Here is a 25,235-nt window from a genome sequence, read left to right on the forward strand (position 1 = left end):
AAATAAAAACAAGATTCTTTTTATATTTTGTTTCTGTCATAAATTCAACTTGCTACTTGCGCTTTGACTCAATATCGCGGAAATACTTATACAAACCATCAATGGCCATACCGAATAAGTGATAATGAGCTCTCATATTCCTTAATCTATCATAAACCCTCTTAAGATCCTGGTCCCTTTCCAAGAGCATTCTTTCAAGATCATTAACGCTTAGCCTCTCCCTAACGGCCTCCTCAGCAGTACTACCCCAAATATCCACCTGCCTAAGATGTCTATTTAATAAGTCAGTGGCATTGGGAACCAATAAGTGATGAGTGTAGGCTATGTATGCTGGGTTCCTTGCAATCAGCTTCTTGATACTGTCAACATATAGGTCAAACCTAAGTGGTTCCATTGTGGTTGGTATTATATAATCAAGGTCCTTAACATAAATACCGGCTGCATCACCAACAATGAGTATGTTCCAGGGTTCAACCACGAAGGATTGGTGGTGACTAGCATGACCTGGTGTATGTATTACCTCTACCGTGATATCACCAATGGTGGTCCTATCACCATCCTTGGTCTCCCTCGCGTTCTTACCCGGTATTTCAAGGGGCTTACCATATAATTCACCAAGCCATCCCATGGCATCCCTAGCTGGTACCCAAATAATGTCTGGATTTGGTAAGACCTTTGAGCCTCTAGGATGTACATAAACCTCAATGTTCGGGTTCAATTCAGTCAATATGCCAGTACCGCCATAATGATCAATATGAACGTGAGTAATAAATGCGTGGGTCACGTTACCCGGCAAACTCCTTAGGGCATTCTTTAGATCATTACTGGATACTGCCGGCCCTCCCTCAAACACTATTACACCCCTGCCCGTGTTTATTGCATAGACCGAGACTAAATTACTGATTCCACCAGGTTCGAGGTCTATTTGATATACATTATTCATTACCTCAATTACCCGCACCATGCACTATTCATACCTTACAGCTTAATAAGTTATATCATACTATATATACTATGTAATTTAAAGATCCTATGTGCAGGAAAATTGCCTTTAATTAACCAAATAGGTTTGAAAAGCCAGCGGCAATGTCCTCCTCACTTGGGCCCTCCTTCTTCTCTTCCTCACTAGTTTCTTTCTTCTCCTCAGTCTTTTTCTCGGCCCTTGCTTGTTCGGTCTCGGTCTTCACTTGTTGAGGTTGCTGAGTGACTTGAAGACCTAACTCAGGAGCCTTCGGGGCTATTATCGAGGCCAATGCATGAGCTTCTGATGTAGCCTTAATCAATATGTACTGAGCGGTCTCTGGAGTTATGTACCTAGCATTGATGGCTAGGTTCATGGCCTCCATGTAGGCCTTCGTAATTGATATCCTAAGTACCTCAGGTGTTGGATACGCCGTATTAACTGCCAGGTTAAATGCGCCCTTAACAGCATCCTCAATCATGGATCTATAGGTCCTCGTGTCTAATTTCAGTTCATCAGCAGTAATTACATGCTTACCTCTCAATATTACTGCCTTTATCTTCAAGGTTTCGAATATTGGTCTTATACTCAATTTCTTCAGGATCTCGGCAGCATCCTCATTGATCTTATCACCCTTCTTAACAATCACAGTATCCTTAACAATCCAGATCTTACCATCCTGAACCTTAATCGGTATCTTCAACTTACCGAACTTGCTCATTATTGGTCCTGGGCTCATGTTAGTATTACCAGCCGGAGCTACTAAATCGAAGGGTGCAATATCGCCAGGCATTGCCTCTCTCCTAACGCCAGTCCCCCAAATCCACCTAGCTATTTCGAATGGATTCTCATTGGTAAAGATAAGTAGGTTCTCTCCCGTAAATAACTTCTCAATATCCTCACTTACATCATTCATTAACTGCCTAAGTGCTATTAATACTAGTGTGTTCTTCGCCTTAATAACCCTGGCACCCCTCCTCCTAAGCCAGAACCTATACTCTTGTAAAACCCTATTTGATGTTTCATGAATATTAATTATGAGCACGGTCTCGTACTTACTAAATAACTCCTTTAATTCATCAACGATCCTAACCTTCTTCTCTGGGTAGGGCTTTGTCCTAACGTATGTACGCTTAAACACTGGTTGTGAAGCCATATCAGCAAGAAACCGTTCAAAACATGCACTTAATTAATTTTTCTTCAGATGGAGATTATGGATTATGTGATGCTTATTAATGCGTATTGATGGTCTCTACATTTACTTAGTTGATAACGGGGAAAAGGTTATCGGCGGTCCCATGGTTAGTTTAACACTTACAGAGCCTAGTTGTTCGGGTCTAACCTTCTTTAATACTTCATCAATTACGGTCGCTATATTCTCAGCAACTTGCTTTGGATCCATATTCTCGGTGCCAACCTTACACATGACCTGTGGTTGATCCTTAACCCTAATCCTAATGCTCCTCTTTAATCTATCAATCACGGCCTTAATATCAGCATTGGGTTGAACAACCTCTGGCATTTTATTTCTAGGACCAAGTATTTGCCCCATGACTCTACCGATTAATACCATTAGGTCTGGGGTGGCTATGAAATAATCATAGGAAGCGGCCAGCTTCCTAATTTCCTTCTTATTACCTGCTAATTTCTCGATATCCTCCCTGGTGAGTATTGCGTCGGCCTTAGCCTCCTTAGCCGCCAGTACCATTGCGCCCGTGGCCATCACGCAGACCTTAGGCTCCTTACCCTGTAGCGGGTGAGGTAATGTAACAGTTATGTTAAATTTATTGGCCTGGTTCTTCACATCAAAGTCCTTAAACCTAATTATTAATTCATACGTCTGCTTAAACCTTCTCCTCTTCGCCTTGGCCTTGGCCTCCGTAACTGCCTTCACCATTGCATCAAGGTTGAAGCTCATAATCGCGTACTGTAAAAGAAACCCCTTATTAAAGCATTTTTCCCTACTTACTGGGCAAATTTTAAGGATGTTCACTATGGCCTTATTAACCAGGTCCTATGTTATAACCTACCTTCCTGTTTAAGTAGTTCCTCATATTTAGATATTATATTATCAAAGGAACCAGTTTCTAGTTCCTTCAAGGTTTGTTTCGGGTCCTTACCGTTAATTGTTATACCAATGCTCCTGCAGGCGCTTATCACTTGTTTAAGGGCGTTCTTGAAATTCTTACTCCTTAGCTCCTCCCACTTTATGTAGGCTATCTCGGCAAGTTTCTCAATACTTATATCGCCAATTAACTCCTTAACTGCTTGGTGACTCCCTGTATCCTTACCAACGGCCTTCATTATTAAATCAGCGAGTGATGGAAGTTCTGGCTTTACTTCAAAGTTCTTTGTATCTTCGTCTACCTCAATTTCAACAAACACATTATTAATGCCATAATTAGCGAGTATCTTCGTCTTTTTATTAATCTCCTCAGTAACCTTACCCACATCAACTCCATACTGGCTTAATTGCTGAACCGCAGGACCGCCTGCCTTACCTGGCGCAATAGCTATCTTAACTACTTTCTTCGCCATATCGTAGGACCCGCCTAATGTAGGTATTTAACGTTTTTGCTATTATTACTTACTTTCAACTTTCCTAACACCCTTAATATTCACGATAATAGGCATTGTGCTTGATGAGTCAAGTAACTCCAGGTAAACCTGACCTCTCTGTCTATCAATGTCCACGACCTTACCCCTATAACCCTTAAACGGCTCAACAATTATCTCAACAACATCACCAACATTAATCTCAACAGGCTTCGCCAAACTGCTCACTATTTCATCAATACTCATGACGCCTCTAACCATACCCCTATAATGCTTAATTCCCGTAGCCAGGTCCTGTATTTCATACGGCATGGAACCCTCAACAAAAACAAATCCCTTAAGTGTAGGTAGAACAACTATTGCGGAAATCCTAACCTTATCAAGACCCTTATGCTCAGCCCTAGCCTTGAGCATGAAGGCCACATTATACTCCTGATTACCCACAGCCCTAAGGGCATAAGCCCTACAGCTCATCTGTTCTGTATTGCTCATTAACTTCCCCTAAGTCCAATAGGTTATAAAACTTGCCTAGTCGTTCTGCGGATTTACGGATGTTTATGAATACTTATGATGACTTAGCAACATAAATCACCTATTATCTTTTTCGTTCATTAGATCCTGATTTCCTTGATTTTAAAGTACTTTAGTTAGTAGACCTGGGTCCTAAGCCAGGAGGGATTAATGCCTTTATTTACGGCCAAGACCTCTCGTACTTAGTAATACCAGTATAAGCATTACGGCCAGTATTATGATTATTGTAAGTATAATAATTAGATTAAGTGGATATGGCAGGCTAAAGTTGGCGCTACTCGTTAAATACTGCTGGGCAACACTAAATAGGAATGAGTAAACCCCCAAAATTGCTACTATTAATGAACCTAGCTTAAGAATAATCATGTAATTGCTCCTGGTGGGCTTCTTGGCAACCTTGAATATCCAGGCTATTGTACTTAACCAATTCACTATTTTCTTACTCCAACTTTCGTGACTCATTACATGGATTGTGAATAACCAGTATTATAAAGCCTTTTCTAGCCATAATTATAGGATTAATTGCCTAAAGAATTCCATTTTATTAAACGGCCTTAGATCATCGTATCCTTGCCCAACGCCCAGGAAGTAAATGGGCTTCTTGAGTTCGTATAGGAAGGTCAGTATGGCACCACCCTTTGGATACGCATCAACCTTAGTAACTATTAAGCCATCAATCCTCACGTACTTACTGTAGTATTTAGCGATATCTAGGGCTTCATTGCCGAGTAGTGCGTCGGCTATGAATATTGACAGGTCCGGCCTACTAACCCTCTGTATCTTACTTAATTCATTCATTAGGTTTATGTCAGTATGCATCCTACCTGCCGTATCAATCATTACGTAATCAATACTCCTAACCTTAGCGTGACTTATGGCGTCATAGGCAACCGCGGCTGGGTCTGAACCATAACTATGCTTTATAACCCTAACACCAAGCTTGGTTGCATGCCCCTCTAATTGCTCAATGGCCCCAGCCCTGTAGGTATCCGCAGCAGCCCAAACAGCCGTATAACCCCTTCTCATTAATTGATATGTTATCTTAGCTATTGTCGTTGTTTTTCCATAACCGTTAGGACCCAGGAATAGAAGAACTACGGGCTTCTTATTTTGAAGGATTCTTGTGACTTCACCCATGAAATCCACATCAGGTATATCATTAAATAACTTATTCATTACATCAAGAATTCCATTCCTAATCATTGATTCCTTATCACCAAACCTAGGCACCTTAATTCCCCTCAAGTAATTAATTATTGCATCACATATTGCATCGGCGACATCAACAGCCACATCAGACTCAACAAGCTGCATGAATAACTCGTCACGAATTTCACTAAGTTTATCTTCACTTAATTCCGTGGTTGTTATCGAATTCACTATTGTGTTTGTGAATGATTTAAAGGCATTTTTCAACTTATCAAACATTAAGTAACACCTTATTGCGTAGGTTGTTGCTGCCTAACAGCTGCGCTGATATAGAGTAGGAAGTTATCAATATCCGTTATCCTCTTGGTTATATCGGCTGATTGAGAATCAAGTTTTGACTTTAAGTCTTCAAACTCCTTAATTCTTTCATCAATGTAATTAATAGCGTATGGAATATCCATCTCAATTACGAAATTGGCACCAACACTAACCAGAACCTTCTCGCCCTGAGCTGGCGAAGCCCTGATGAAAATACCTCCACCAACTCCAGCATATGTATCCTGAACCTCACCCTTATTTAATAATGTCAGCATGTCCTTGGCGCTCCTTAATTCATTTATTGATTGTGTTATTAATGCGAGGTTCTGTCTAATAACATCAAGTAGCGCTGCTAGGGAATTTCTCTCCTCAATTAACCTCTCAATATCCTCCCTCGTTATTACTATTCGCTGTGGTTGTTGAGACATTGACCAATTCACCACTTAATTAATGATTCCATTGATAATAATTGTAAAATATCATTACGTTTAATCTCATCCTTACTTATCTCCTTAACATCCTCAATCCTAATCATACTCCTCTTCAACTTATGCCTACTCCCTAACTCGCTATACGCTATCTCCACAGCCTCACTCGGCTTTGTAGCTATCAACTCCAGCGAAAATTTCTGCCACTGCATACCAATCCTCATACGTCCTACAACCTTGTAAATCCTAATCGACACGTGAAGCATTTAGGCATGAAATATTTAATCTTTTCCCAATATGTTTTTAAAGAAGTGCTGCCCATATTAATTAGGTGATTGGTTATGGTCTTAACATGTGACGTTTGCGGTGCGCCAATAGAGAGTGAACCCGTTATTGTGGAAATTGATGGTGCCGTATTAACACTATGCCAGAGGTGCGCCCGTAAGTACGTAGGTGTTAAGGGCGTTAAGGTGATTAAGGGTCCATCGCAGGTCCAGGTAACGCAGCAACCAATGACTATAGTTAGGCATGAGTCTAGGAGAGGTGTTACGTATAGAATTAATAAGCCGAGGGTTAATGCTGATAAGTACGAGGTTATTGATAACTATGCTGAGTTAATTAGGGAGGCTAGGGAAAGCCTTGGCATGAGTAGGGACGTATTGGCTAAGGTCATTGGGGTTAAGGAGAGTATTTTAAAGAGGATTGAGGATGGCCAATTAATACCGGATATTGAACTCGCTAGAAAGCTTGAGAAGGTTCTCGGTATCAGCCTATTAAAGGAGGCTGAGGATGTAGGCATGGAAACTCAGAAACCTGTTAGCAAGTCTTTAACCTTAGGTGATGTGGTAACCCTTCGTGAGAAAAATAAAGAGAGACAGTAGGGATTCACATCTTTTCTCCTTAATTACGGGGTAGCCAGTATATTTACCACTTAAAATGGTCGTTGTGGCAATAGTTTTAAATAACGAATCAAGCCAAAATGCCTTAGTGAGTAGTAATAGGGCCAGAGCCTTATTGCTTATTGCTGATGATGTTGGGGAGAATAGGATTAGGGAATTTCAATTACTAAGTGAAGCTGGTGGTTATGAAGTTATTAATACGGTAATACAGAGGAGAAGACCTGACACACGTTATTACCTAGGCATTGGTAAGTTAAGCGAGGTTGAGTCGCTTATTGATTCGTTTAAGCCCGACGTGGTTATCACGTATCATCAGTTAAACCCAATACAGTACGTTAACCTTGAGCGTAGGTTAAGGACTAGGGTGATGGATCGGGTACTGCTAATACTCGAGATTTTTGGAAGGAGGGCTGGTAGTAAGGAGGCTAAGCTTCAGATAGAATTAACTAGGCTTAGGCTTGAGATTCCAAGGGTTAGGGAGTTCATTAGGCTTGCCAAGATGGGTGAGCAGATTGGGTTTTATGGTGGTGGTGAGTACGCTATTGAGGCCTATTATAGGTATATGATGAGGCGTATTGCGCATATTAGGAGAGAATTGAATGCCATCAAGAGAAGGAGAGAGTCTCTTGTGATTAGGAGGAAGGATTATGGATTACCACAAGTCGCCCTTACTGGCTATACATCCGCTGGCAAGACAACATTATTTAATCGACTGACTAAGGAGAATAAGTATGTTGATGGTAAACCCTTCGCAACACTGGATACTTATTCAAGGCTTGTAAACTTCAATGGGGTTAATGCAATATTGACGGACACTATAGGGTTTATTGATGATATACCACCATTACTCATTGAGTCATTTTACGCAACAATTGCCGAGGTACTTAATGCGGATTTAATACTCTTCATGCTGGATGTCAGTGATGATTACCAGGAATTCTCTAGAAAATTCGTAAGTTCAGCAAAGATATTTAATGATCTAGGGATATCTAGGACTAGTGTTTTACCTATTCTTAATAAAATTGATTTAACCAACGGCATTGATATTACCGATAAACTAAACCTTGTGGAAAGCGAGTTCAGTAATTACGTAATTATATCCGCTAAGGCCGGTATTGGTATTGATGATTTAAAGAATGCAATAAGGAGTAGATTAGAACCCTTAATTATTAGTAAGAAGCGTGTAAGGTAGTAAGGAATAAAACTCTTTAGGTTAATGAATCATTAATGGTTGAAGACTTGGAAACATCCTTATTCCTTGAATACGCAAGGAGAAAGATGGCCTTTGAGTATGATAATGAGGAGGTAGGTGAATTAGCCGTTAAGATACTAAGTACATTAATAGAGAGGAATGAGGCAATACCTGATGAAACCCTCGCCCTAATACTGGGCATAAGCGCCACGGAGATTAGGAGGGTATTACACGTTATGCATAAGGCAGGCCTTGTCGGCCTTATCCGCGAGTCTACTGATCAGTATAGGTATGAGTATAAGTGGTTCATTAATAAGGACTTCATTAGGAAGTTCCTCGTTCAACATATTAATGATGTTGCAGCTAAGCTCATGCGTAGAATAAATACCTTAAGCACAACAACACTCTACATATGCCCAACATGCTTCAGGAGCTACACACTTGATGAGGTTTATGAGTATGACTTTAGGTGTCCAAGGGACGACACGGAATTAGTACAGGTGGATGCCCCCTCGGAAATAGCGTTCCTTACGAGTACTGTTAAGAATTTACGTAGGGAAGAAACTGGATAATCTAAATTTTACAAGCTCACAACTTCACCTAAATCAGTACTTACCTTTAGATAATACCCTGGCAGCTGTGATGAGTGGGTGCCATATGGGAGCTGTCGGTGGTGAGTATGACAGGTCAGCAAAGAAAAAGTCGTCAATTACCGCTCCCTTACCTATTAATGCGGCGGCAATATCTATGTAACCAGCAACTATCTTATCAGGCCCAATAATCTGTACACCAAGGACTCTACCACTTGACTCATCCATTGTCATTTTAATACTAACCTGCACACCACCTGGATAGTAATGAGCAGTTGTTCTGGCCTTAATACTCGCTGACACCGGTTTAAATCCCTCCTCCCTAGCCTGCCTCTCGGTTAGTCCTGTCCTAGCAACATATAGACTAAACACCTTAGTCACTGCCGTGCCTAATACACCTGGGAACTTCAGGAACCTACCCTTAACAGCATTCGCACCAGCCACCTGCCCCATCTTATTAGCCGGCGGCGCCAGGGCAATGTACATCCTCTTCCCAGTGATTAGGCTCCAGGTCTCGGCAACATCGCCTGCGGCGTAAACATTGGGTACAGAGGTCTCCATATACTCATTAACCCAAACAGCCCCCGTCTCACCAAGCTTTACACCAGCCTTAACTGCAAGATCCACGTCTGGCCTAACGCCAACACCCATAATCACCTTATCGACATTATACTCACCCTTCTCGGTGATTACCTTGCTCACATGCCCATTAATGCCTTTAAATCCAACAACCTTCTCATTAAGGTGAAGCTCAACACCATTCCTAGTGAGTTCATCATGAATTAGTTTAGCCATATCCTCGTCAAATGTTGTCGGTAATACATGAGGCATCATTTCAAACAGAAGTATTTTCTTACCGAGATTCCTAAGTGCCTCAGTAACCTCGAGGCCTATATAACCGCCGCCAACCACGGCAACAGTGCTCGCCTTCTCAACCTCCTCCCTCAATCTAGGAGCCTCATGTGGAAGCCTAAGCGTTAATATGCCGTTCAGGTCATGGCCCTCAACGGGGAGCGTTATTGGCTTAGCACCAGTAGCTATTATTAACGTATCCCATTGATACTTAGTGATATCATTACCCTCCTTGGCATACACCACCTGACTCTTCAGATCTATGTCATAGACCTCCGCATTAATCTTAACCACTATCTTTCTCTCCTTAGCGAACTCCTCTGGGGTATATATGGCTAGGTCCTGGGCCTCCTTAACAACGCCGCCAATATAGTATGGTATTCCACAGGGTGCATGACTTATGTATAAACCCTTATCAAGCATTACTATCTCTGCCTCAGGATCAAGTCTTCTAGCCCTAGCAGCCGCTGAAGCACCAGCAGCACCACCACCCACAATAACAATGCGTTTACCCATATGTTACCGAAGGCCTATTATGACTTAATTAGCTTTTCCATTATGTTAGTGCTTCATCCACAATTACCATCAAGTCTTTCCAATAATTCATTAATTATCCTCCTGGCAGTTAACAAATGTCTCCTTTTAATAGGGTATTGAATTACTAAATCATTGCCAGTGTTCACCTTATTTGTAACGCCATACTTAATGCACTCGGCCACGTACCTACTCACGTGTGGTGTTAATGTCCATGCTATTAATTCATGAATAATACCATCATCAACCACACTGGGAATTCTTTTCATCATCTCCATAAATGTTAATGCAACTAGGTATTGCTTATCAAGGAGGTAATGAAGGAATTCATGAACCGCAGTATCAATGATGTTACTGATACTATTTACCGTAGGATTCACCTCAATAATGGCGTTGATTATCCTGAGTAAATCCCATATTGATAATGCTATTACTTCATCACCATTTATAGTCATGATCTTACCATAAACAGTTGGATTATGGGTAAGTACTACCCTTGGAGTCTTAATGCTGAATACATTACTTAATATGGAAATTGCCTTTAATACTAACTGGAAGTAAGTGCTTGAATTATTCCTTGCAGTATTTACCTTTTCATCAACATAGTATTCACAGTCACGATTGCATAACACCATTATTTTAGTCATTAATGAGGACTTTGTTCTTATGGTTATGATGTACGTACGATCACGCCCATACCTCATGCTGCTTAGGGATATGTACTTATCAATATTATAATCTCTTAGGAGGGACTTCTCAGTATCTTTAATGATTATGATACGTTCACCCTCATTCGGCATCAACCTAGGGTTACTTGAGCCTAGTAAGTTGAGTATTAGTTCAAGGGTTGATAATGTGATTTTCAATTTAATACGTTGCTTATTGAATAATAGTGCTATTGCATTTATTGCCTTAAGATTTGTTGTGAAGTCTTCCTGAAGTTTCCCAGCGTAGGTCCATGATGAATAATTAAGCAGCATGATAATTATCCCTAACGGATCTTACTCTACTTAGCCCAATTAAATGATTTCCTTAATGCATTAATTACTTTTTGCGCAATACTCTAAAAGTGTGAAGCAGTGCGGTTAGGTACATGTCATTACCAATAATCCCCGGAATTAAGCCGCCCTGGATAACTGAGTTAGGTGGTGTGGCCTCTGAGCATCCATTAGCAAGTAAGTTAGGTGTTGGTGTGCTTAGTCTCGGTGGTAATGCCATTGACGCTGCAATAACAACATCACTAGCACTGGCTCTTACGCAGCCTCATTTAGGCGGTTTAGGTGGGGATTTCTTTGCCATGGTGTATATAGCCAGGGAGGGGAGGGTTTACTTCATAAACGCCAGTGGTTGGGCACCTAGGAGTCTAAGTAGGGAGTTATTATTACAAAGAGGGTTGAATTCAATACCAATAAGAGGGCCATTATCACCAGTGATTCCTGGACTATTGGCGGGGCTCCATGCATTATGGAAGAGATTTGGAACTGATGAGTGGAAATCCCTTGTAAGGCCTGTGGTTGAGACGGCAAAGAGTGGATTCCCAGCAAGCCCAAGCTTCGCTAAAGCCATAGAATTGCTTAGGAATGACATTGCTAAAAACAATGACTTTAAGTCCGTATACCCAATAAACGCTAAGCCCTGGGATATAATAAGGATAGAGCCATTAATTAAAACATTTGAGTTGATAATGGAGTACGGGCCCGACGCATTCTATCGAGGAGAAATAGGTGAAGCTGTTGTTAATTATGTGCAATCCGCCGGTGGTGTTATGGAGATGAGTGATTTAACGGAATATGAGCCTGAGTGGCGTGACCCACTTGGTATTGATTATAAGGGACTGACTATTTACGAATCACCACCCAATACCCAGGGTATAACCACATTAATGATATTGAGGCTTCTTGAGGAGTTAAGGGTTAATGTCGATGCGTGGTCACGTAATAGGATTGAGACTTACCTGGACATTTACAGGATTGCCTATGAACTTAGAGACTCGTATGTCGGCGATCCAAGGTTTGTTGAAATACCAATTAATAAGCTCCTTGATCCAGGATTCCTGATGTCCGCGTATAAATCAAGAGTTGGCAAGCGATTGAGTGGTTCTGGCGATACCACGTATTTCGTGGTTGTGGATAGGGAGGGTAACGTCGTAAGTGCCATCCAAAGCCTATACCAGCATTTTGGTTCGTTGGTTACTGAGCCCAAGTATGGGATCACACTCAATGACAGGGCCTCGGACTTCTCAATGGATGGGCCAAACGCATTAATGCCCAGAAAGAGGCCACTTCATACATTAAGTACAGTAATAATTACTAGGAATGGAGAACCAAAATACGCACTTGGAACCTCCGGGGCTCATTTCAGGCCACAACAGCATACTTTATTTATAACGAACATGGTTGATCACGGCCTAAGTCCTGTGGAGGCAATTGACGCGCCTAGGTTCCTGTGGGATAGAAAGTCACTAATCATCGAGGAAGGTTACGAAATAACAGGCCTAACAGAACCATACCAAGTAATTAGGTATCCAGGCAGGACCGGCGTGGCCAGTATAGCGGCATTCCTCGATAATGGCAGGAAACTACTCTACACCGACATACGCGGGGATGGATTAGCCCTTGGTCAATAACTCTACGTTAAGTGTTACGAATGTTTAGGGTGTAGAAAATGCTTATAAATAGGATGCTTATCCTATCACCGTATGTCGAGAGGTATTTCAAAGGCGTTGATCATAGGGGTGGCCATAATTATTGCTGTAGTAATAATAGCCGTGTACTACGCTACCCAAGTCCATACGTTAAGGCAGGGTATGTCGAGTATTGGTGTTAACTATCCAATAACAGTGATTGATTACTTGGGCCGTAACATCACAATATACTCACAGCCAAGTAGTGTAGGTACCATAAGCCCTGACTGTACACAAATAATATATGTGCTTGGCTTTGGCAGTAGGGTTATCCTGATCGATGCTTATTCCGAACAACTACTTAATTACCTAAATGTCACAATACCAAGTAATGCCACCACCATTAATTCAATATATGGATCACCACCGATAGAACCAATAATAACTGCACACCCATCACTACTCTGTGCGGATGCTGGTTTCCAGCCACAGCTGGTGCAGAGCATTGGTACATTGAGCGCGGCTAACATTAACGTGATATTCATAGGCGGTACGAGCAATACAAATGTGACTGGCATAGAAAATGACATAATGCTGATGGCCAAGGCGCTTGGGGTTCCAGGTAGGGGTGAGGAGGTGATAAGTCATATGAATAATGTCATTAATTACGTAGAGAGTAAGGTCTCGAATGAGCCTAGGGTTACCGTAGCCTACATATCATGGTATAACCCAATCTATGTTGCAGGTAACTCGTCGTTTGTTGGTTACTACATTAATTTAGCCGGTGGTTATGATCCATTCAATGGTATGTACCCCACGGTAAGTCCAAGCCAATTGCTCGCGGTCAATCCTGACTATATAATTGCGGATGATTTCATGGGCAACTACACAGCAACTCTTCAGGCAATACTCTCAATACCTGGAATAAACAGTACAAATGCTGTTAAGGAGGATCATATATACATACTTGGTAACTTTGCAGAGAGTCTCATTGAGGAGCCGGGTCCATTATCAGTCTATGGAGCCTTGCTTCTCGCCATGATACTTCATCCAAGCGCCTTCAGTCTTAACTCAACGGCCATACCGCATTACATTAGTGCCCAGTGGGTTGATCAGTACGTTAAGCCTAACCTAAATATTACGTTAAGTGATGGGTGATTGCCACGGTCAGTAACCCAATTGTAAAATTCCTTTGGTTATTTATTCCATTATTATCAATCGGTATTATTCTAAATATTTTCATTGGTGAGGTCATTGTACCACTAGGGGCATTGCTGGATCCAACACAGGCATATAGGGTCATAATAATGGATATAAGACTACCTGAGATACTTGCTTGCATAGTTGTTGGGACTGACTTAGCCGTGGCAGGCGCTGTCATGCAGGCGGTTTTTAGGAACCCTCTTGCCGAACCTTACATAACTGGAACAGCCTCTGGGGCATTATTAGGTGCGTTACTCGGCCTATTAATAAACGTCCTATTTAAGGTTGGGTCACCATCAATAATACTAATGCCATTACTATCATTCCTAGGCGCTATGCTGGCCACAATTGTCGTTGTGGCCTTTGGCAGAGGTGGTTGGTTATCGCTCATCCTCGCGGGCATTGCCATTTCAATAATGTTCTCGTCAATAGTCATGATACTTGACACGTACTTACTAACAATAATCCCAACACTACCCGCAATAGTTTACTTACTATTTGGCACAGTGAGCGGCATTAATTGGGGTGATGATATTACTATGATTAGCGTAAGTCTGCCAGTACTTACGTATATAATGGTTAGTGCGCGTGAGGTTAACCTACTGATGATAAGTGATGAGGTTGCGCAAGCCAGTGGTACCAACCCTAAGGCATTTAGGAACTTATTGATTGTATTAACTGGATTGTTGACTGCCGTATCAGTATCATTCACCGGCATTATAGGTTTCATAGGCCTTGTAACGCCGCACTTAACTCGTTTGTCAATATCAAGCTCCGATAATTCGAGAGTTATACCATTATCGATGATTTCGGGCTCCGCAATAATGCTTTACGCGAATGTTGTTAGTAAGGTATTGATTACGGGCACGGTAATGCCAATAACAGCAATAACAAGTCTCTTTGGTGTTCCTGTATTACTATTTTTGCTCAGGGGTGGTCGTAATGAGTAGTTACATAGTTAGATTTGTTAATGCTAGGATTGGGTATAATGAGCCCATTATTAAGGAAATAACGTTAAACATACCAAGGCCGAGTCTAACAACAATACTTGGGCCCAATGGCTCTGGGAAAACAACCCTGCTTAGGGCTATAATAAAGTACGCAAGAATCTTTGGTGGCTATGCATACATTGATGGTAAAAGTATTGATGAGATTCCCATTAGGGATTTGCCGAAGTACGTGTCGTACTCACCTGCCGAGATTTACTCGCAAATGTCGTTAACAGTTCTAGATATTGTCACGAGTTCTCGAAATGGTGAGGGTTGGGTAAATAAGGATGATGCAATTGCAGTTCTTAAGTACCTGGGTATAAATAATATTGCCAGTAAGAGATTTGATGAACTAAGTACTGGTCAGAAGAGACTTGTTTTGATAGCGAGGGCTTTGGTTTCAAAGGCGTCATTATTATTATTGGATGAACCGACATCAAACCTAGATCTCAGTAATAAATATAGGGTTATCCTAACATTAAGAAGGATTGTTAATGATAAGGGAATTACTGTGATTGCCACTGGGCATGATATTGACCTTGCATTAATTAGCGACTGGGTTATAGCGATAAGGAACGGGGATATAATGGCTATGGGTGTTCCAGGTGACATAATTAATAGTAAGATACTAAGTGAATTGTATGATATTAATGTGGAGGTTCTTGAGATAAATGGGCATAGGCTTATTTATGTACATAATGAACTTATGAATGATTGATTGTTTTCTTATTATCCCTATTTATCTTATTTTGACATAATAAGAAAGATTTATTTAATTCATGTTCACTGAACCACCGTTATGTTTGGATGGGGTGGGCATATATTAAGGATTGATCTTTCCAGAAGGAGGTATGTTGTTCAATCACTAGATCCATCCTTTGCACAGAACTATATTGGTGGTAGGGGCTTTGCAATAAAGACTTTATGGGATGAATTGCCGCCAGGAATCGACCCATTAAGTCCACTTAATAAGTTAATACTTGCCGTGGGACCATTGACGGCATTACCAATACCCAATAGTGGTAAGTTGCTTGTGGCTGCTAAAAGCCCGTTAACTGGTGGTTATGGTGATGGTAATATTGGTTCATGGTTAGCAGTTCATATGAGGAGGGCGGGTATTGATATGATAATAATTGAGGGTAGGGCTGAGAAACCCACGTATTTATACATTGAGAATAAGGGCGAGGAGTTCAGGGTTGATTTTAATAACGCAGATGATTTATGGGGCCTTGACTCATTCACCACAGAGGATAGGTTAAAGAAGGTTCATGGTAGTGACGTAGGTATGGTTCTCATAGGCCCCGCTGGTGAGAGACTCGTGAGATTCGCAACCATCATTACTCAGAAGGGACGTAGTGGTGGTAGACCTGGCATAGGCGCTGTAATGGGTAGTAAAAACTTGAAGGCAGTGGTTATGAGGGGCCATGGCGACATTAAGGTTGCGGACCCAGCGCTTAGGAAGATTGGTGTTGATGCCATAGTGGCCACGAAATCTAAGCCAAATTATCCATTTTGGATGAGGCAAGGGACCACATCAACGGTAGAGTGGGCTCAGGAGGCCAGTGTGTTGCCCACGTATAATTATTCCGAGGGCCAATTTGATGATTATGAAAAAATAGGTGGTTTTTCTGTTGAGAGGAATAAGATCATGACTAGGTCATGTCCACAATGTGTCATGGCTTGTGGGCATGTGGTTAAGGATGCTGAAAATGAACCTGCTGAGTTGGATTATGAGAATATAGCAATGCTTGGCAGTAACCTTGGTATTGGGGATTTAGCGAAGGTGGCGCATCTCAATAGGATTGCAGATATGATGGGCATGGACACAATAAGTCTAGGTTCAAATCTTGGCTTCGCAATGGAGGCTTCAGAGAAGGGGCTTCTTAAGGAGAGGATTGAGTGGGGTGATTATAAGAAGGCGGTTGAGGTTGCCATGGACATAGCACTACAAAGAACCGAGCTAGGCAAGCTGCTTGGTAAGGGAGTTAGGGCAGCATCAATGGAGCTGGGTCAGGAAGCCACTGAATTTGCAATGCATGTTAAAGGTCTTGAAGTAAGCGCCTATGACTGCCACGCAGCGCCTGGTATGGCTTTGGCATTCTCCACAAGTCCCATTGGTGCTCATCATAAGGATGCTTGGCTCATATCCTGGGAGGTTCAGAGGGGTAGGTTTGACTATACTAGGGAGAAGGTTGAGAAGCTTGTGGAGATGCAGGACATTAGGGGTGGCTTATTTGAGACTATAGTGACGTGTAGGTTTCCATGGGTTGAGGTTGGGCTTGAGATTAATTGGTATTTCCGCCTGTTTAAGGCTGCCACGGGTATGGACATGAACATGGAGATACTAAGTACTATAAATAATAGGATTTATACATTAATCAGGGCGTTTTGGGTTAGGGAGTATGGACATTGGGATAGGGCGTATGACACACCACCTGTCAAGTGGTTCAAGAGACCATTGAGTAGGGGCCCACTCAAGGGTGCTAAGCTTGATTATGATGGTTATCAGAGAATGCTCAGTTGGTATTACGAGTTGAGGGGTTGGGATGAGAGAGGTATACCGAGAAAGGATACCTTAAGGCGTTTAGATCTTGATTTTGTGATTTCGCAACTTGGATCTAAGGTTAACCTTAATTGATGAATTAAATTTATATAATGAATAATGTGTAATTGATATTAATGAGTGATAATTGTCGTTTACCGTTATTTGCAGACTGTAAAGAGGTAGATAATAGTATTAAGTGTCCTGGCGATAGTGGTTATAGTGTAATACCACTGTTTGGCAAGAGAGTTAGGGTGCGTAAGGACTCAGCTCCAATAATGCTCATGGGTTGTTTAGATGAATTATCAAATATAGCCAATAGTACTAGACTTGATTTTGGAGGCAATGTTATTGGTGAGATAGCCTCAATAGTAATGGCATTATCAATGCAATTAAATGCCTACCTAGTGCAGGGTAGTGATGATCGATTAAGTAGGGTTAGGAGTGTTGAGGATTTATTAATGGCAAAGATAGCTGATTTATGCCGTGGATTCAAGGGACCACTTGGTTGGATAATAGCAACAACACCCGAGCTTCAGGCTCTCGATACCATAAGGGTTAAGTTGAGGGAGTGTGGTAGAATTGCATCATCAATGCTTGATGACTACCCACCATCAGTAAATGTAATTAGTGTTATGAACCATGCCGATAAATTAATAGCCCAGGCCATGTATTGCATGGGTGGTCATGTGTTTAGGTCTGTTGATGATGCTATGAATTATTTACTAGGCAACATCACGAGATAAGAACAGATTTATTAGTAAATAATTATTTGTAAATTATTAATGAAGAATACGGATAAAATTAAGGAAAAGTATGATGAGTGGGTTAGGGAATTTCTATTACCAACTCTTAAAAAGGTACCTGAATGGAGGAAGTTCATAACATCATTTGGCGTTGAGATAAAGCCTCTTTATACACCACTTGATGTTAAGGATGATTATCTCGATAGACTAGGCTTTCCTGGAGAGTATCCGCTCACTAGAGGTATATACCCAAGTATGTATAGGTCAAGGCTCTGGACATTTAGGGAGTACTCAGGCTTTGGGTCGCCTGAGGATACGAATAAGAGGTATAAGTTCCTCATATCACAGGGACAGACCGGGTTAAGTGTTGCCTTTGATTTGCCAACTCAGCTAGGTCTTGATCCTGACCATGAGCTTGCGTATCCTGAGGTTGGTAAGGTCGGTGTTTCGGTTCCTGAGGTTGTTTCCATGTCAATTCTTTTTGATGATATTGATATTAGCAGGATAACTACCTCGTTCACAATAAATGCCACAGCTGCTGAGATACTATCCATGTATATAACCGTTGCAGAGAGTAGGGGTATTGATAAGGCAGTGCTTGATGGTACTATTCAGAATGACATACTCAAGGAGTTCATAGCAAGGAACCTATACATATACCCGCCACTGCACTCAATGAGATATACAACGGACATAATAGCCTACACATCTAAGAACCTGCCCAAGTGGCATCCAATAAGTATTAGTGGTTATCACTTCAGGGAGGCGGGAGCCACTGCCGTCCAGGAACTAGCCTTCACACTAGCTGACGCCATTGAGTATACCAATTGGGTCATAAACAGGTGGAGGATGAGTGTTGATGATTTCGCGCCAGGGCTATCCTTCTTCTTCGCGGCAACAACAAATCTCTTCGAGGAGATTGCAAAGTTCAGGGCTGCCCGTAGACTCTATGCGAGGATTATGAAGGAAAGGTTCGGTGCTAAGAAGCTCGAGTCTATGAAATTGAAGTTTCACGTACAGACATCAGGTGCGGCACTAACAGCTCAACAGCCTGAGGTCAATATCATAAGGACCACAATACAGGCATTAGCTGCCGTACTTGGCGGTGCTCAATCGCTTCATGTTAATGCCTATGATGAGGCATTATCACTCCCCACAGAAAAGTCTGTGAAACTAGCATTGAGAGTTCAACAAGTGATAGCCTATGAAAGTGGAGTCATTGATTCAATAGATCCCCTGGGTGGTTCATATTATATCGAGTGGCTCACTGATACTATTGAGGAGGAGGTCATGAAGATAATTGATTATACAGATAAGCTTGGTGGTATGACGAAAGCCGTGGAAATTGGTTACCCACAGAGGGCTATAGCTGAGTCTGCATATAGGTATCAAAAGATGGTCGAGGAGGGCGAGATAGCCGTGATTGGTGTAAACATGTTTAGGGAGGAGGAGAAGCTCCATATTGAGTTTCATAAGGTGGACCCAGTATCCAGGGAGAGGAGTATCAGGCGTGTTAGGGAGGTTAGGGAGAACCGCGATAGGGAGGCTTGGGAAAGGGCTCTTAATGAGTTGAGGAGGGCGGCTGATAGGGAGGATGAGAACGTATTCCCATACATACTGAATGCCGTTAGGGCCAAGGCAACCATCGGTGAGGTATCAAGTGTATTACGTGATGTCTGGGGTGAGTACAAACCTCCGAGTATTTACTGAGGAAAGATTTTTATGGTATGACACGCGGTTAGTGATGCATATGCCTAAGCCTAAAATAATCATTGCCAAGCTTGGTCTTGATGGTCATGATAGGGGCGCCAAGGTAATTGCAAGGGCGTTGGCGGAGGCAGGCTTTGAGGTTGTTTATACGGGTATTAGGCAGACGCCTAGCCAGGTTGTTGAAACCGCTATTCAGGAGGATGCTAAGTTAATTGGCATTAGTATATTGTCCGGTTCACACCTGGAGCTTGTGGGTGAGTTAATGAGGATTATGAAAGAGAAGGGTGTGAGTATTCCAGTGCTTGTTGGTGGTATAATACCACCTGAGGATAAGGAGGCATTACTTAAGATGGGTATTGCGGGCGTTTATGGCCCAGGTACTCCACTTAAGGAAATAATTGATATTGTAAAGAAGCTTGTGGGTGTTTCCTAATGAGCATTGATATTAATGAGTTGCTTATTAGGGTGCGTAATTGGGATAAACTTGCAATTGCAAAGCTAATAACACTGGCTGAGGAGGGTATTGAGGTACCACTAGGTATTCAGCATAGGAGCCATGTAATTGGCATAACGGGACCACCAGGTTCTGGTAAAAGCACGTTGATATATACAATGGCTAGGAAAATACCTCAGGAAAAGAGAATTGCAATATTGACTATAGATCCATCTAGTCCGTTCACTGGTGGTTCATTTATGGGTAATAGGATTAGGATGCAGGAGCTTACCTCAAGGCCGAATATATACATTAGGAGTATGGCTACGAGGGGAATACGTGGAGGACTTAACTATGCGACAATAGCCGCGGTTAATGTACTTGAGTACGCAGGTGCGGACTACATATTCATTGAGACCGTTGGTGCCGGGCAATCAGATACAGATATTAAGTATGTAGCGGACACAATACTAGTATTAGTACCACCGCTCTCTGGCGATGAAATTCAAGCACTTAAGAGTGGACTTATGGAGATTGGTGATATTTACGTAGTTTCAAAGTCCGATAACCAAGTATCTGAGTCAACGTATAGGGACTTAATGGCCATGGTTGATATGATGAAGGAAATAAAGGGTAATTCATGGAAGCCCATTGTTGTTAAGGTATCTGGATTGTATGGATATGGTGTTGATGATTTATTAAGGTTAATTGATGATAGATTTAGGGAGTTAATTAATAATGGTAGATTAAGCGAGTCCTTGATTAGTAGAAGATTACTCGAGATGAGACTTTACGCGTATGACTTGCTTGAGAAGAGCCTTATTGAGAGGAAGGATCTGGAGAGTGAGGTCGTTAGTGGTAAGTTAACGCCGCAGGAGGCGGCAAGGAGATTACTAGGTATGGAGAGGCCGAGGCTTGATCACGTGGCTATTGCGGTTAAGGATCTTGATGGTACGATTGAGAAGTTTAGGAAGTTGGGGCTTAGGGTTAGTGATCCTGTAATTGTTGAGGAACAGGGGGTTAAGGTTGCGATGGTGTGGCTTGGTAATACAAGGATTGAGTTACTGGAGCCGCTTAATCCTAATTCAACGGTGGCTAAATTCCTAGAGAGTAGGGGTGAAGGTATTCATCATATAGCCCTTGAGGTTAATGACCTAGAGGAATTTATTAAGAGGGTTCAGGAGGCCGGCCTTGTAATTACTGGTAAGCCGAGTAAGGGTGCTGAGGGCCTTGTCGTATTTATCCATCCAAAGAGCCTTAACGGTGTGCTCCTTGAATTGGTGCAGCACAGGGCATAATAAGTGATCTTTAAATAATCTAAAAGTGCAGGTTGAGCTTGCGTGAGAAGGGGTAGGTCATTTGAGCATGGCTATACAATAGTGTTTAGGGGAGGGAATTCAATGAAGTACTCGTTATTGGCGTTGATAATCATACTACCTTACTTAATGAGTATATATGTACATGAATCGTTAATTACGTATTTTAAATCACTCATTATTTATGGTGTCATGTTTCTTTCAGTGCTCATAACCTTGAGGGTAATTGTTTTCGCTAAATCCTATAGAGGCTTCGGCATAACATTATCGCTATTTAGTACGGCGCTCGCGGCAATAGTAGACCTGCTAATTACATTGGCGATTCATAAATTCATAGTTGGTTTTGGTGCATTATCATTTGTTTTACCGTTAAGTGCCATGATAATGGTACTGAGGGGTCTTGAGCATAATGGCAAGTCAATGAAGAAATATATCCTATATCCACTTTATACTTTACCTGGCATATTAATCATTCAATTAATCTCGTATTTCCTAATCGGTACGGTAAACCCTGTGAAATACGCTGCTTTAGATTCTATATTTTATGTATTCTCATTTCTATTTATTTATTATGTGATTTTTAAGTTCGAAGTTTCGTATGGTGGTACTGATATTCTTAAATTATTTAGTTCATACCTATACACAGCACTTTTTGAATACTCTGAGCCCTTTGAGAGGGAATTGAGTAAGCGGTCTGTTGTTAAGGATGCTAAGGTGCATTTATTCATGGTGAGGAATGATGAAGGTATTTATGCAGTTACTATACCTGAATTGCATGCAGGGCCTATAGCTAAGGTTGGTGGTGGTTATTTAATAAGTGACACTGTTAGTGAGTTAGGTCGTTACGTGAATTCAGTAATTTATCTGCATGGTATTGGTAGTCATGAGTTGGATCCAGCAACGAGAATTGACGTACGTAGGGTTGTTAGGGCAGTTGCCATGAAGGTTAAGGAATACTTGAATGATCAGTATGTCAATAATGAATGTATTGGCAAGATACCGTTCCAAATACAAAGTAGTAATTTCAGAATAACGCATGTACCGTTATGCGGTAAGTCTATTGTGATTGTTAGTCGCCTTGTTAAGTCTAGTGATGATATACCTCTTAGGGTTTATGATGAGTTGAAAAGGAAGGTAAAGCTTGATTGGGATAATATAATACTTGTTGATGCGCAGAATTATTATTCGGATAATAATACGTGGGATGAGGATGACATTAATGAATTGGTCTCATTGTTGAGTAAGATTGGGGAGTTGGAGGAGCAGAGACTTGAGATTAAGTCGTGTGTTGCTCATATGCCTAAGTATGCGTTTGGGCCAATACAGTTTGAGATTGGTGATAATGGGTTAATAACATGGGGGTTGGAAATAAATGGTAACAAGATATTATTGGTAATATTTGATGGTAATAATTTAAGGAGGGAGTTAGCTGATGCAATAATTAATGAGTTTAAGAATTACTTTGATATAGTTGAGGTCTTAACAACAGATAATCATCAATATACGGGCATTGCTAGGTTCACGAGAAGTAGGGGTTATAAGGTCGTTGGTGATTCAATCAGTCATGATTTAATAATGAGAAATGTAAGAAGAAGTGTTAAGCAGTGTCTGAATGGCTTAAGGCAGGTTCATGTTAGGTATTACCCGGTTATTGTTGAGGGTGTTAGGTTGGTTGGTGATTCGTTTAATGATATGGTGAAGGCCGCAGAGAGGGGTGTGGTGGATTGGAAGAAGCATTTTGCGGTCTTGATAATACTACCCATACTAACCATGGTTATTCTAGGGATATTACTTGGTATTCTTTAATACTTAATAAATACAAAAGGTTTAATAGAGTGGGTTACGTTTTTACTCAGGAAGGAATATGAGTTCCGAGGATCTAAAAAGGCAAGCAATTAGGGCTCATATAGCGGGACTAATAACTAGGCTTGAGAATTGGGTTAAGGACCAGAGAAAATTCATGGATGAGTTACAGAAGTATGGTGACTACATAGTTAGCCAAGATAGATTATCACTACTGCTTTCCTCGCAGGCAATGCTTTACTACATAGAGAGGACCCTTAAGGACTTTGAGTCTTGGCTGAATAATCCAATGATAACCTCAATAATGCCCATAGACATGCTAAAGGAATTAGAGGAGAGACTTAGGGATATAGCCATTGAATTTGTGAGGCTCGATATAGATCATACAAGTAGATACGTGGATATACTTAGGAAGATGGAGAATGAGAATGAGATACCCGACATACTGAGGCTCTATATTGAACAAAGGGGAATTGCGCCACAGAGGGGTCAGCAGGGAGAGCAAGGAGAGGTACCAAGATTCATGTGACCTTAAATTAATTTTAACCTCTTATTTTCCGCTAACTTCATTTAAATAGTCCCTAATTATCTGAATGGCATCCTTACCAAACATCTTAATTATCAAGCCAATATGCTCCTTAATAATCTCGCTTTTTACGTCATAAGGTATCGAAAGCTCATAAACAAATTGCCTAATATTATTAATCACCTTCTCATGCTTATTAATAAAACCCCTGGTGTATAATCTACTTAATACCGTTAGTACGGTTGTGTAGGCAGTTTTTCTACCCCTCTTGGTCAACTCCTCCCAAATTGTCATTGCCGTAGCCTCCTTAAGCTCATTAAGTATACCAATAACCTCAGCCTCGAGTGGTCCAATCATTAATAGAAGTCTTCTTTTGCGTTCACCCTGCTCCATTATATGAGTTTACACGTGTAGTTTTATAAACCTATCACACAGGTCTAAAACTTACCAACTTTAATATCTAGCCTAACCTTATACACATATGGAGCGTAATCCCTAACAATCCTCCTATTAATGATCTGGCATTCATAGCCTAACTCATTGCAATAGTTCCTGGCAAGATTCTCCGCATCACCGTAAGGGTTCTCCTCAGTACCTAAGTGATAGAAATGTACAATACCACCGTTCCTAACGCACGTTAATGACTGCCTCAGGAATTTATGAGCACCCAATGGTAATGTAAGTATGACTCTATCAACACCACAGAATGACTCCATTAATTTCGCGGCATCTCCAAGCAAGGGCAGTACCTTACCCTCAAGTTTATTTAATTTAATATTATCAAGCATATAGTAATACGCATACTCATTAAGTTCAATCGCAATCACTAATTTAACAAGGGATTGTCTCTTTAGTATAGTAACGGCATATGGCCCAACACCAGCAAATGGATATAGAATAACTTCGCCAGGCATTATCTGCCTAGCGATATCCTCCCTATCGCCTTGATCCCTAGGTGAGAAATAAGCCTTCGTGGGATCTACCTTAATTAGGTAATTACTCTCCTTATGAATGACTTCAGTGGGCCCAGGAACCAAAACCTCATACCTATACAACCTAAACTCGCTCTCCCTTGCTCCAACTCTCCTAAGTACGGCCTTAACATGCTTATTCAATTTAATTATGGTCTCACCAATTAAGAACTTATAATTCTCAAGCTCTGGTGGTATTTCTATGATAGCTACTGCACCTGACCTAGAACCAATTATGTCAAAGCTCCTTGGTACCTTATCCCAAAGCTCCCTAGGGATTAACGGCTTAATAACCTCCTTGAGGGTTGGCACTGATGCTCTCCATAATAGTGCGGAAACCCTTAAAATTGATTTAGTCCGTGT

Annotated in this window: 27 protein-coding genes; 14 read left to right on the forward strand and 13 right to left on the reverse strand. The window is 41.4% G+C overall.

Features of this window, described 5'->3' with window-relative positions; genetic code table 11:
• Positions 1–52: 52 nt before the first annotated feature.
• The 9 genes from ACP5L5_RS04810 to rpl18a form a co-directional block, all read right to left on the reverse strand.
• Entirely contained in the window at positions 53–964 is a 912-nt protein-coding gene (locus ACP5L5_RS04810; RefSeq protein ID WP_428762037.1) for an MBL fold metallo-hydrolase, read from the reverse strand.
• 91 nt (positions 965–1,055) lie between these two features.
• Positions 1,056–2,117, reverse strand: a complete 1,062-nt coding sequence (locus ACP5L5_RS04815; protein WP_428762039.1) for a 50S ribosomal protein L10 — start codon at positions 2,115–2,117, stop codon at positions 1,056–1,058.
• A gap of 102 nt (positions 2,118–2,219) precedes the next feature.
• Positions 2,220–2,879 (reverse strand): 50S ribosomal protein L1, encoded by a 660-nt coding sequence (locus ACP5L5_RS04820; RefSeq protein ID WP_428762041.1) that lies wholly within the window; start codon positions 2,877–2,879, stop codon positions 2,220–2,222.
• 101 nt (positions 2,880–2,980) lie between these two features.
• Positions 2,981–3,499: a 50S ribosomal protein L11 gene (locus ACP5L5_RS04825; protein ID WP_013604279.1), complete on the reverse strand. Its 519-nt coding sequence runs from the start codon at positions 3,497–3,499 to the stop codon at positions 2,981–2,983.
• Between the two features lie 45 nt (positions 3,500–3,544).
• Positions 3,545–4,009 (reverse strand): transcription elongation factor Spt5, encoded by a 465-nt coding sequence (locus tag ACP5L5_RS04830; protein WP_052298500.1) that lies wholly within the window; start codon positions 4,007–4,009, stop codon positions 3,545–3,547.
• Positions 4,010–4,204: 195 nt separating this feature from the next.
• Positions 4,205–4,510, reverse strand: a complete 306-nt coding sequence (locus ACP5L5_RS04835; RefSeq protein ID WP_048056871.1) for a hypothetical protein — start codon at positions 4,508–4,510, stop codon at positions 4,205–4,207.
• A gap of 48 nt (positions 4,511–4,558) precedes the next feature.
• Positions 4,559–5,476, reverse strand: a complete 918-nt coding sequence (gene ftsY, locus ACP5L5_RS04840; RefSeq protein WP_013604282.1) for a signal recognition particle-docking protein FtsY — start codon at positions 5,474–5,476, stop codon at positions 4,559–4,561.
• Positions 5,477–5,487: 11 nt separating this feature from the next.
• Positions 5,488–5,943 (reverse strand): prefoldin subunit alpha, encoded by a 456-nt coding sequence (gene pfdA, locus ACP5L5_RS04845; RefSeq protein ID WP_048057188.1) that lies wholly within the window; start codon positions 5,941–5,943, stop codon positions 5,488–5,490.
• A gap of 8 nt (positions 5,944–5,951) precedes the next feature.
• Positions 5,952–6,209 carry a 50S ribosomal protein L18Ae gene (gene rpl18a, locus ACP5L5_RS04850; protein ID WP_013604284.1) on the reverse strand — a complete coding sequence of 86 codons (258 nt, stop codon included), beginning with the start codon at positions 6,207–6,209 and terminating at the stop codon, positions 5,952–5,954.
• Positions 6,210–6,284: 75 nt separating this feature from the next.
• Between rpl18a and ACP5L5_RS04855 the strand changes: the two genes are divergently transcribed.
• The 3 genes from ACP5L5_RS04855 to ACP5L5_RS04865 all read left to right on the forward strand — a co-directional run bounded on the left by ACP5L5_RS04855 (position 6,285) and on the right by ACP5L5_RS04865 (position 8,606).
• On the forward strand, positions 6,285–6,824 hold the full coding sequence (locus tag ACP5L5_RS04855) for a multiprotein bridging factor aMBF1 (RefSeq protein WP_428762045.1): 540 nt from the start codon (positions 6,285–6,287) through the stop codon (positions 6,822–6,824).
• 106 nt (positions 6,825–6,930) lie between these two features.
• Positions 6,931–8,034: a GTPase HflX gene (hflX, locus tag ACP5L5_RS04860; RefSeq protein WP_428762047.1), complete on the forward strand. Its 1,104-nt coding sequence runs from the start codon at positions 6,931–6,933 to the stop codon at positions 8,032–8,034.
• Between the two features lie 35 nt (positions 8,035–8,069).
• The gene (locus tag ACP5L5_RS04865; protein WP_428762049.1) at positions 8,070–8,606 is read left to right on the forward strand and encodes a transcription factor TFIIE; all 537 of its coding nucleotides are present in this window, start codon (positions 8,070–8,072) and stop codon (positions 8,604–8,606) included.
• A gap of 33 nt (positions 8,607–8,639) precedes the next feature.
• Here the strand turns inward: ACP5L5_RS04865 and ACP5L5_RS04870 are convergent, their stop codons facing one another.
• Positions 8,640–9,992, reverse strand: coding sequence for an FAD-dependent oxidoreductase (locus ACP5L5_RS04870; protein WP_428762051.1), 1,353 nt, complete (start codon positions 9,990–9,992; stop codon positions 8,640–8,642).
• Between the two features lie 53 nt (positions 9,993–10,045).
• Positions 10,046–10,990: a hypothetical protein gene (locus ACP5L5_RS04875; protein WP_428762053.1), complete on the reverse strand. Its 945-nt coding sequence runs from the start codon at positions 10,988–10,990 to the stop codon at positions 10,046–10,048.
• A gap of 113 nt (positions 10,991–11,103) precedes the next feature.
• Here ACP5L5_RS04875 and ACP5L5_RS04880 point away from each other — a divergent pair, with 113 nt between their 5' ends.
• From ACP5L5_RS04880 to ACP5L5_RS04930, 11 genes are all read left to right on the forward strand, one after another.
• Positions 11,104–12,636 (forward strand): gamma-glutamyltransferase family protein, encoded by a 1,533-nt coding sequence (locus ACP5L5_RS04880; protein WP_428762055.1) that lies wholly within the window; start codon positions 11,104–11,106, stop codon positions 12,634–12,636.
• A gap of 72 nt (positions 12,637–12,708) precedes the next feature.
• Positions 12,709–13,791, forward strand: a complete 1,083-nt coding sequence (locus ACP5L5_RS04885; protein WP_428762057.1) for an ABC transporter substrate-binding protein — start codon at positions 12,709–12,711, stop codon at positions 13,789–13,791.
• Positions 13,788–14,786, forward strand: coding sequence for a FecCD family ABC transporter permease (locus tag ACP5L5_RS04890; RefSeq protein ID WP_428762058.1), 999 nt, complete (start codon positions 13,788–13,790; stop codon positions 14,784–14,786). Before ACP5L5_RS04885 ends, ACP5L5_RS04890 begins: the two co-directional genes overlap by 4 nt.
• Positions 14,779–15,543: an ABC transporter ATP-binding protein gene (locus tag ACP5L5_RS04895; RefSeq protein ID WP_428762060.1), complete on the forward strand. Its 765-nt coding sequence runs from the start codon at positions 14,779–14,781 to the stop codon at positions 15,541–15,543. Before ACP5L5_RS04890 ends, ACP5L5_RS04895 begins: the two co-directional genes overlap by 8 nt.
• A gap of 81 nt (positions 15,544–15,624) precedes the next feature.
• On the forward strand, positions 15,625–17,463 hold the full coding sequence (locus ACP5L5_RS04900; protein ID WP_428762062.1) for an aldehyde ferredoxin oxidoreductase family protein: 1,839 nt from the start codon (positions 15,625–15,627) through the stop codon (positions 17,461–17,463).
• 41 nt (positions 17,464–17,504) lie between these two features.
• Positions 17,505–18,113, forward strand: coding sequence for a hypothetical protein (locus ACP5L5_RS04905; protein ID WP_013604295.1), 609 nt, complete (start codon positions 17,505–17,507; stop codon positions 18,111–18,113).
• Between the two features lie 39 nt (positions 18,114–18,152).
• On the forward strand, positions 18,153–19,823 hold the full coding sequence (locus ACP5L5_RS04910) for an acyl-CoA mutase large subunit family protein (protein WP_428762064.1): 1,671 nt from the start codon (positions 18,153–18,155) through the stop codon (positions 19,821–19,823).
• 40 nt (positions 19,824–19,863) lie between these two features.
• Complete coding sequence (locus ACP5L5_RS04915; protein WP_273303306.1) at positions 19,864–20,256, forward strand: cobalamin B12-binding domain-containing protein; 393 nt, start codon at positions 19,864–19,866, stop codon at positions 20,254–20,256.
• Positions 20,256–21,554, forward strand: coding sequence for a methylmalonyl Co-A mutase-associated GTPase MeaB (gene meaB / locus ACP5L5_RS04920; RefSeq protein ID WP_013604298.1), 1,299 nt, complete (start codon positions 20,256–20,258; stop codon positions 21,552–21,554). The genes ACP5L5_RS04915 and meaB overlap by 1 nt, the downstream gene beginning before the upstream one ends.
• A 42-nt stretch (positions 21,555–21,596) precedes the next feature.
• Positions 21,597–23,378 (forward strand): DUF2070 family protein, encoded by a 1,782-nt coding sequence (locus tag ACP5L5_RS04925; RefSeq protein WP_428762067.1) that lies wholly within the window; start codon positions 21,597–21,599, stop codon positions 23,376–23,378.
• A 58-nt stretch (positions 23,379–23,436) separates the two neighbouring features.
• Complete coding sequence (locus tag ACP5L5_RS04930) at positions 23,437–23,904, forward strand: DUF2153 family protein (protein WP_013604300.1); 468 nt, start codon at positions 23,437–23,439, stop codon at positions 23,902–23,904.
• A 21-nt stretch (positions 23,905–23,925) separates the two neighbouring features.
• Here ACP5L5_RS04930 and ACP5L5_RS04935 read toward each other — a convergent pair whose 3' ends face one another.
• Together ACP5L5_RS04935 and ACP5L5_RS04940 are read right to left on the reverse strand one after the other, a co-directional pair.
• Complete coding sequence (locus ACP5L5_RS04935; RefSeq protein ID WP_013604301.1) at positions 23,926–24,294, reverse strand: BlaI/MecI/CopY family transcriptional regulator; 369 nt, start codon at positions 24,292–24,294, stop codon at positions 23,926–23,928.
• Positions 24,295–24,338: 44 nt separating this feature from the next.
• On the reverse strand, positions 24,339–25,184 hold the full coding sequence (locus ACP5L5_RS04940; RefSeq protein WP_428762069.1) for a class I SAM-dependent methyltransferase: 846 nt from the start codon (positions 25,182–25,184) through the stop codon (positions 24,339–24,341).
• Between the last annotated feature and the right edge of the window lie 51 nt (positions 25,185–25,235).

Source organism: Vulcanisaeta sp. (assembly GCF_049966235.1).
In the GTDB taxonomy this organism is placed as follows: domain Archaea; phylum Thermoproteota; class Thermoprotei; order Thermoproteales; family Thermocladiaceae; genus Vulcanisaeta; species Vulcanisaeta moutnovskia.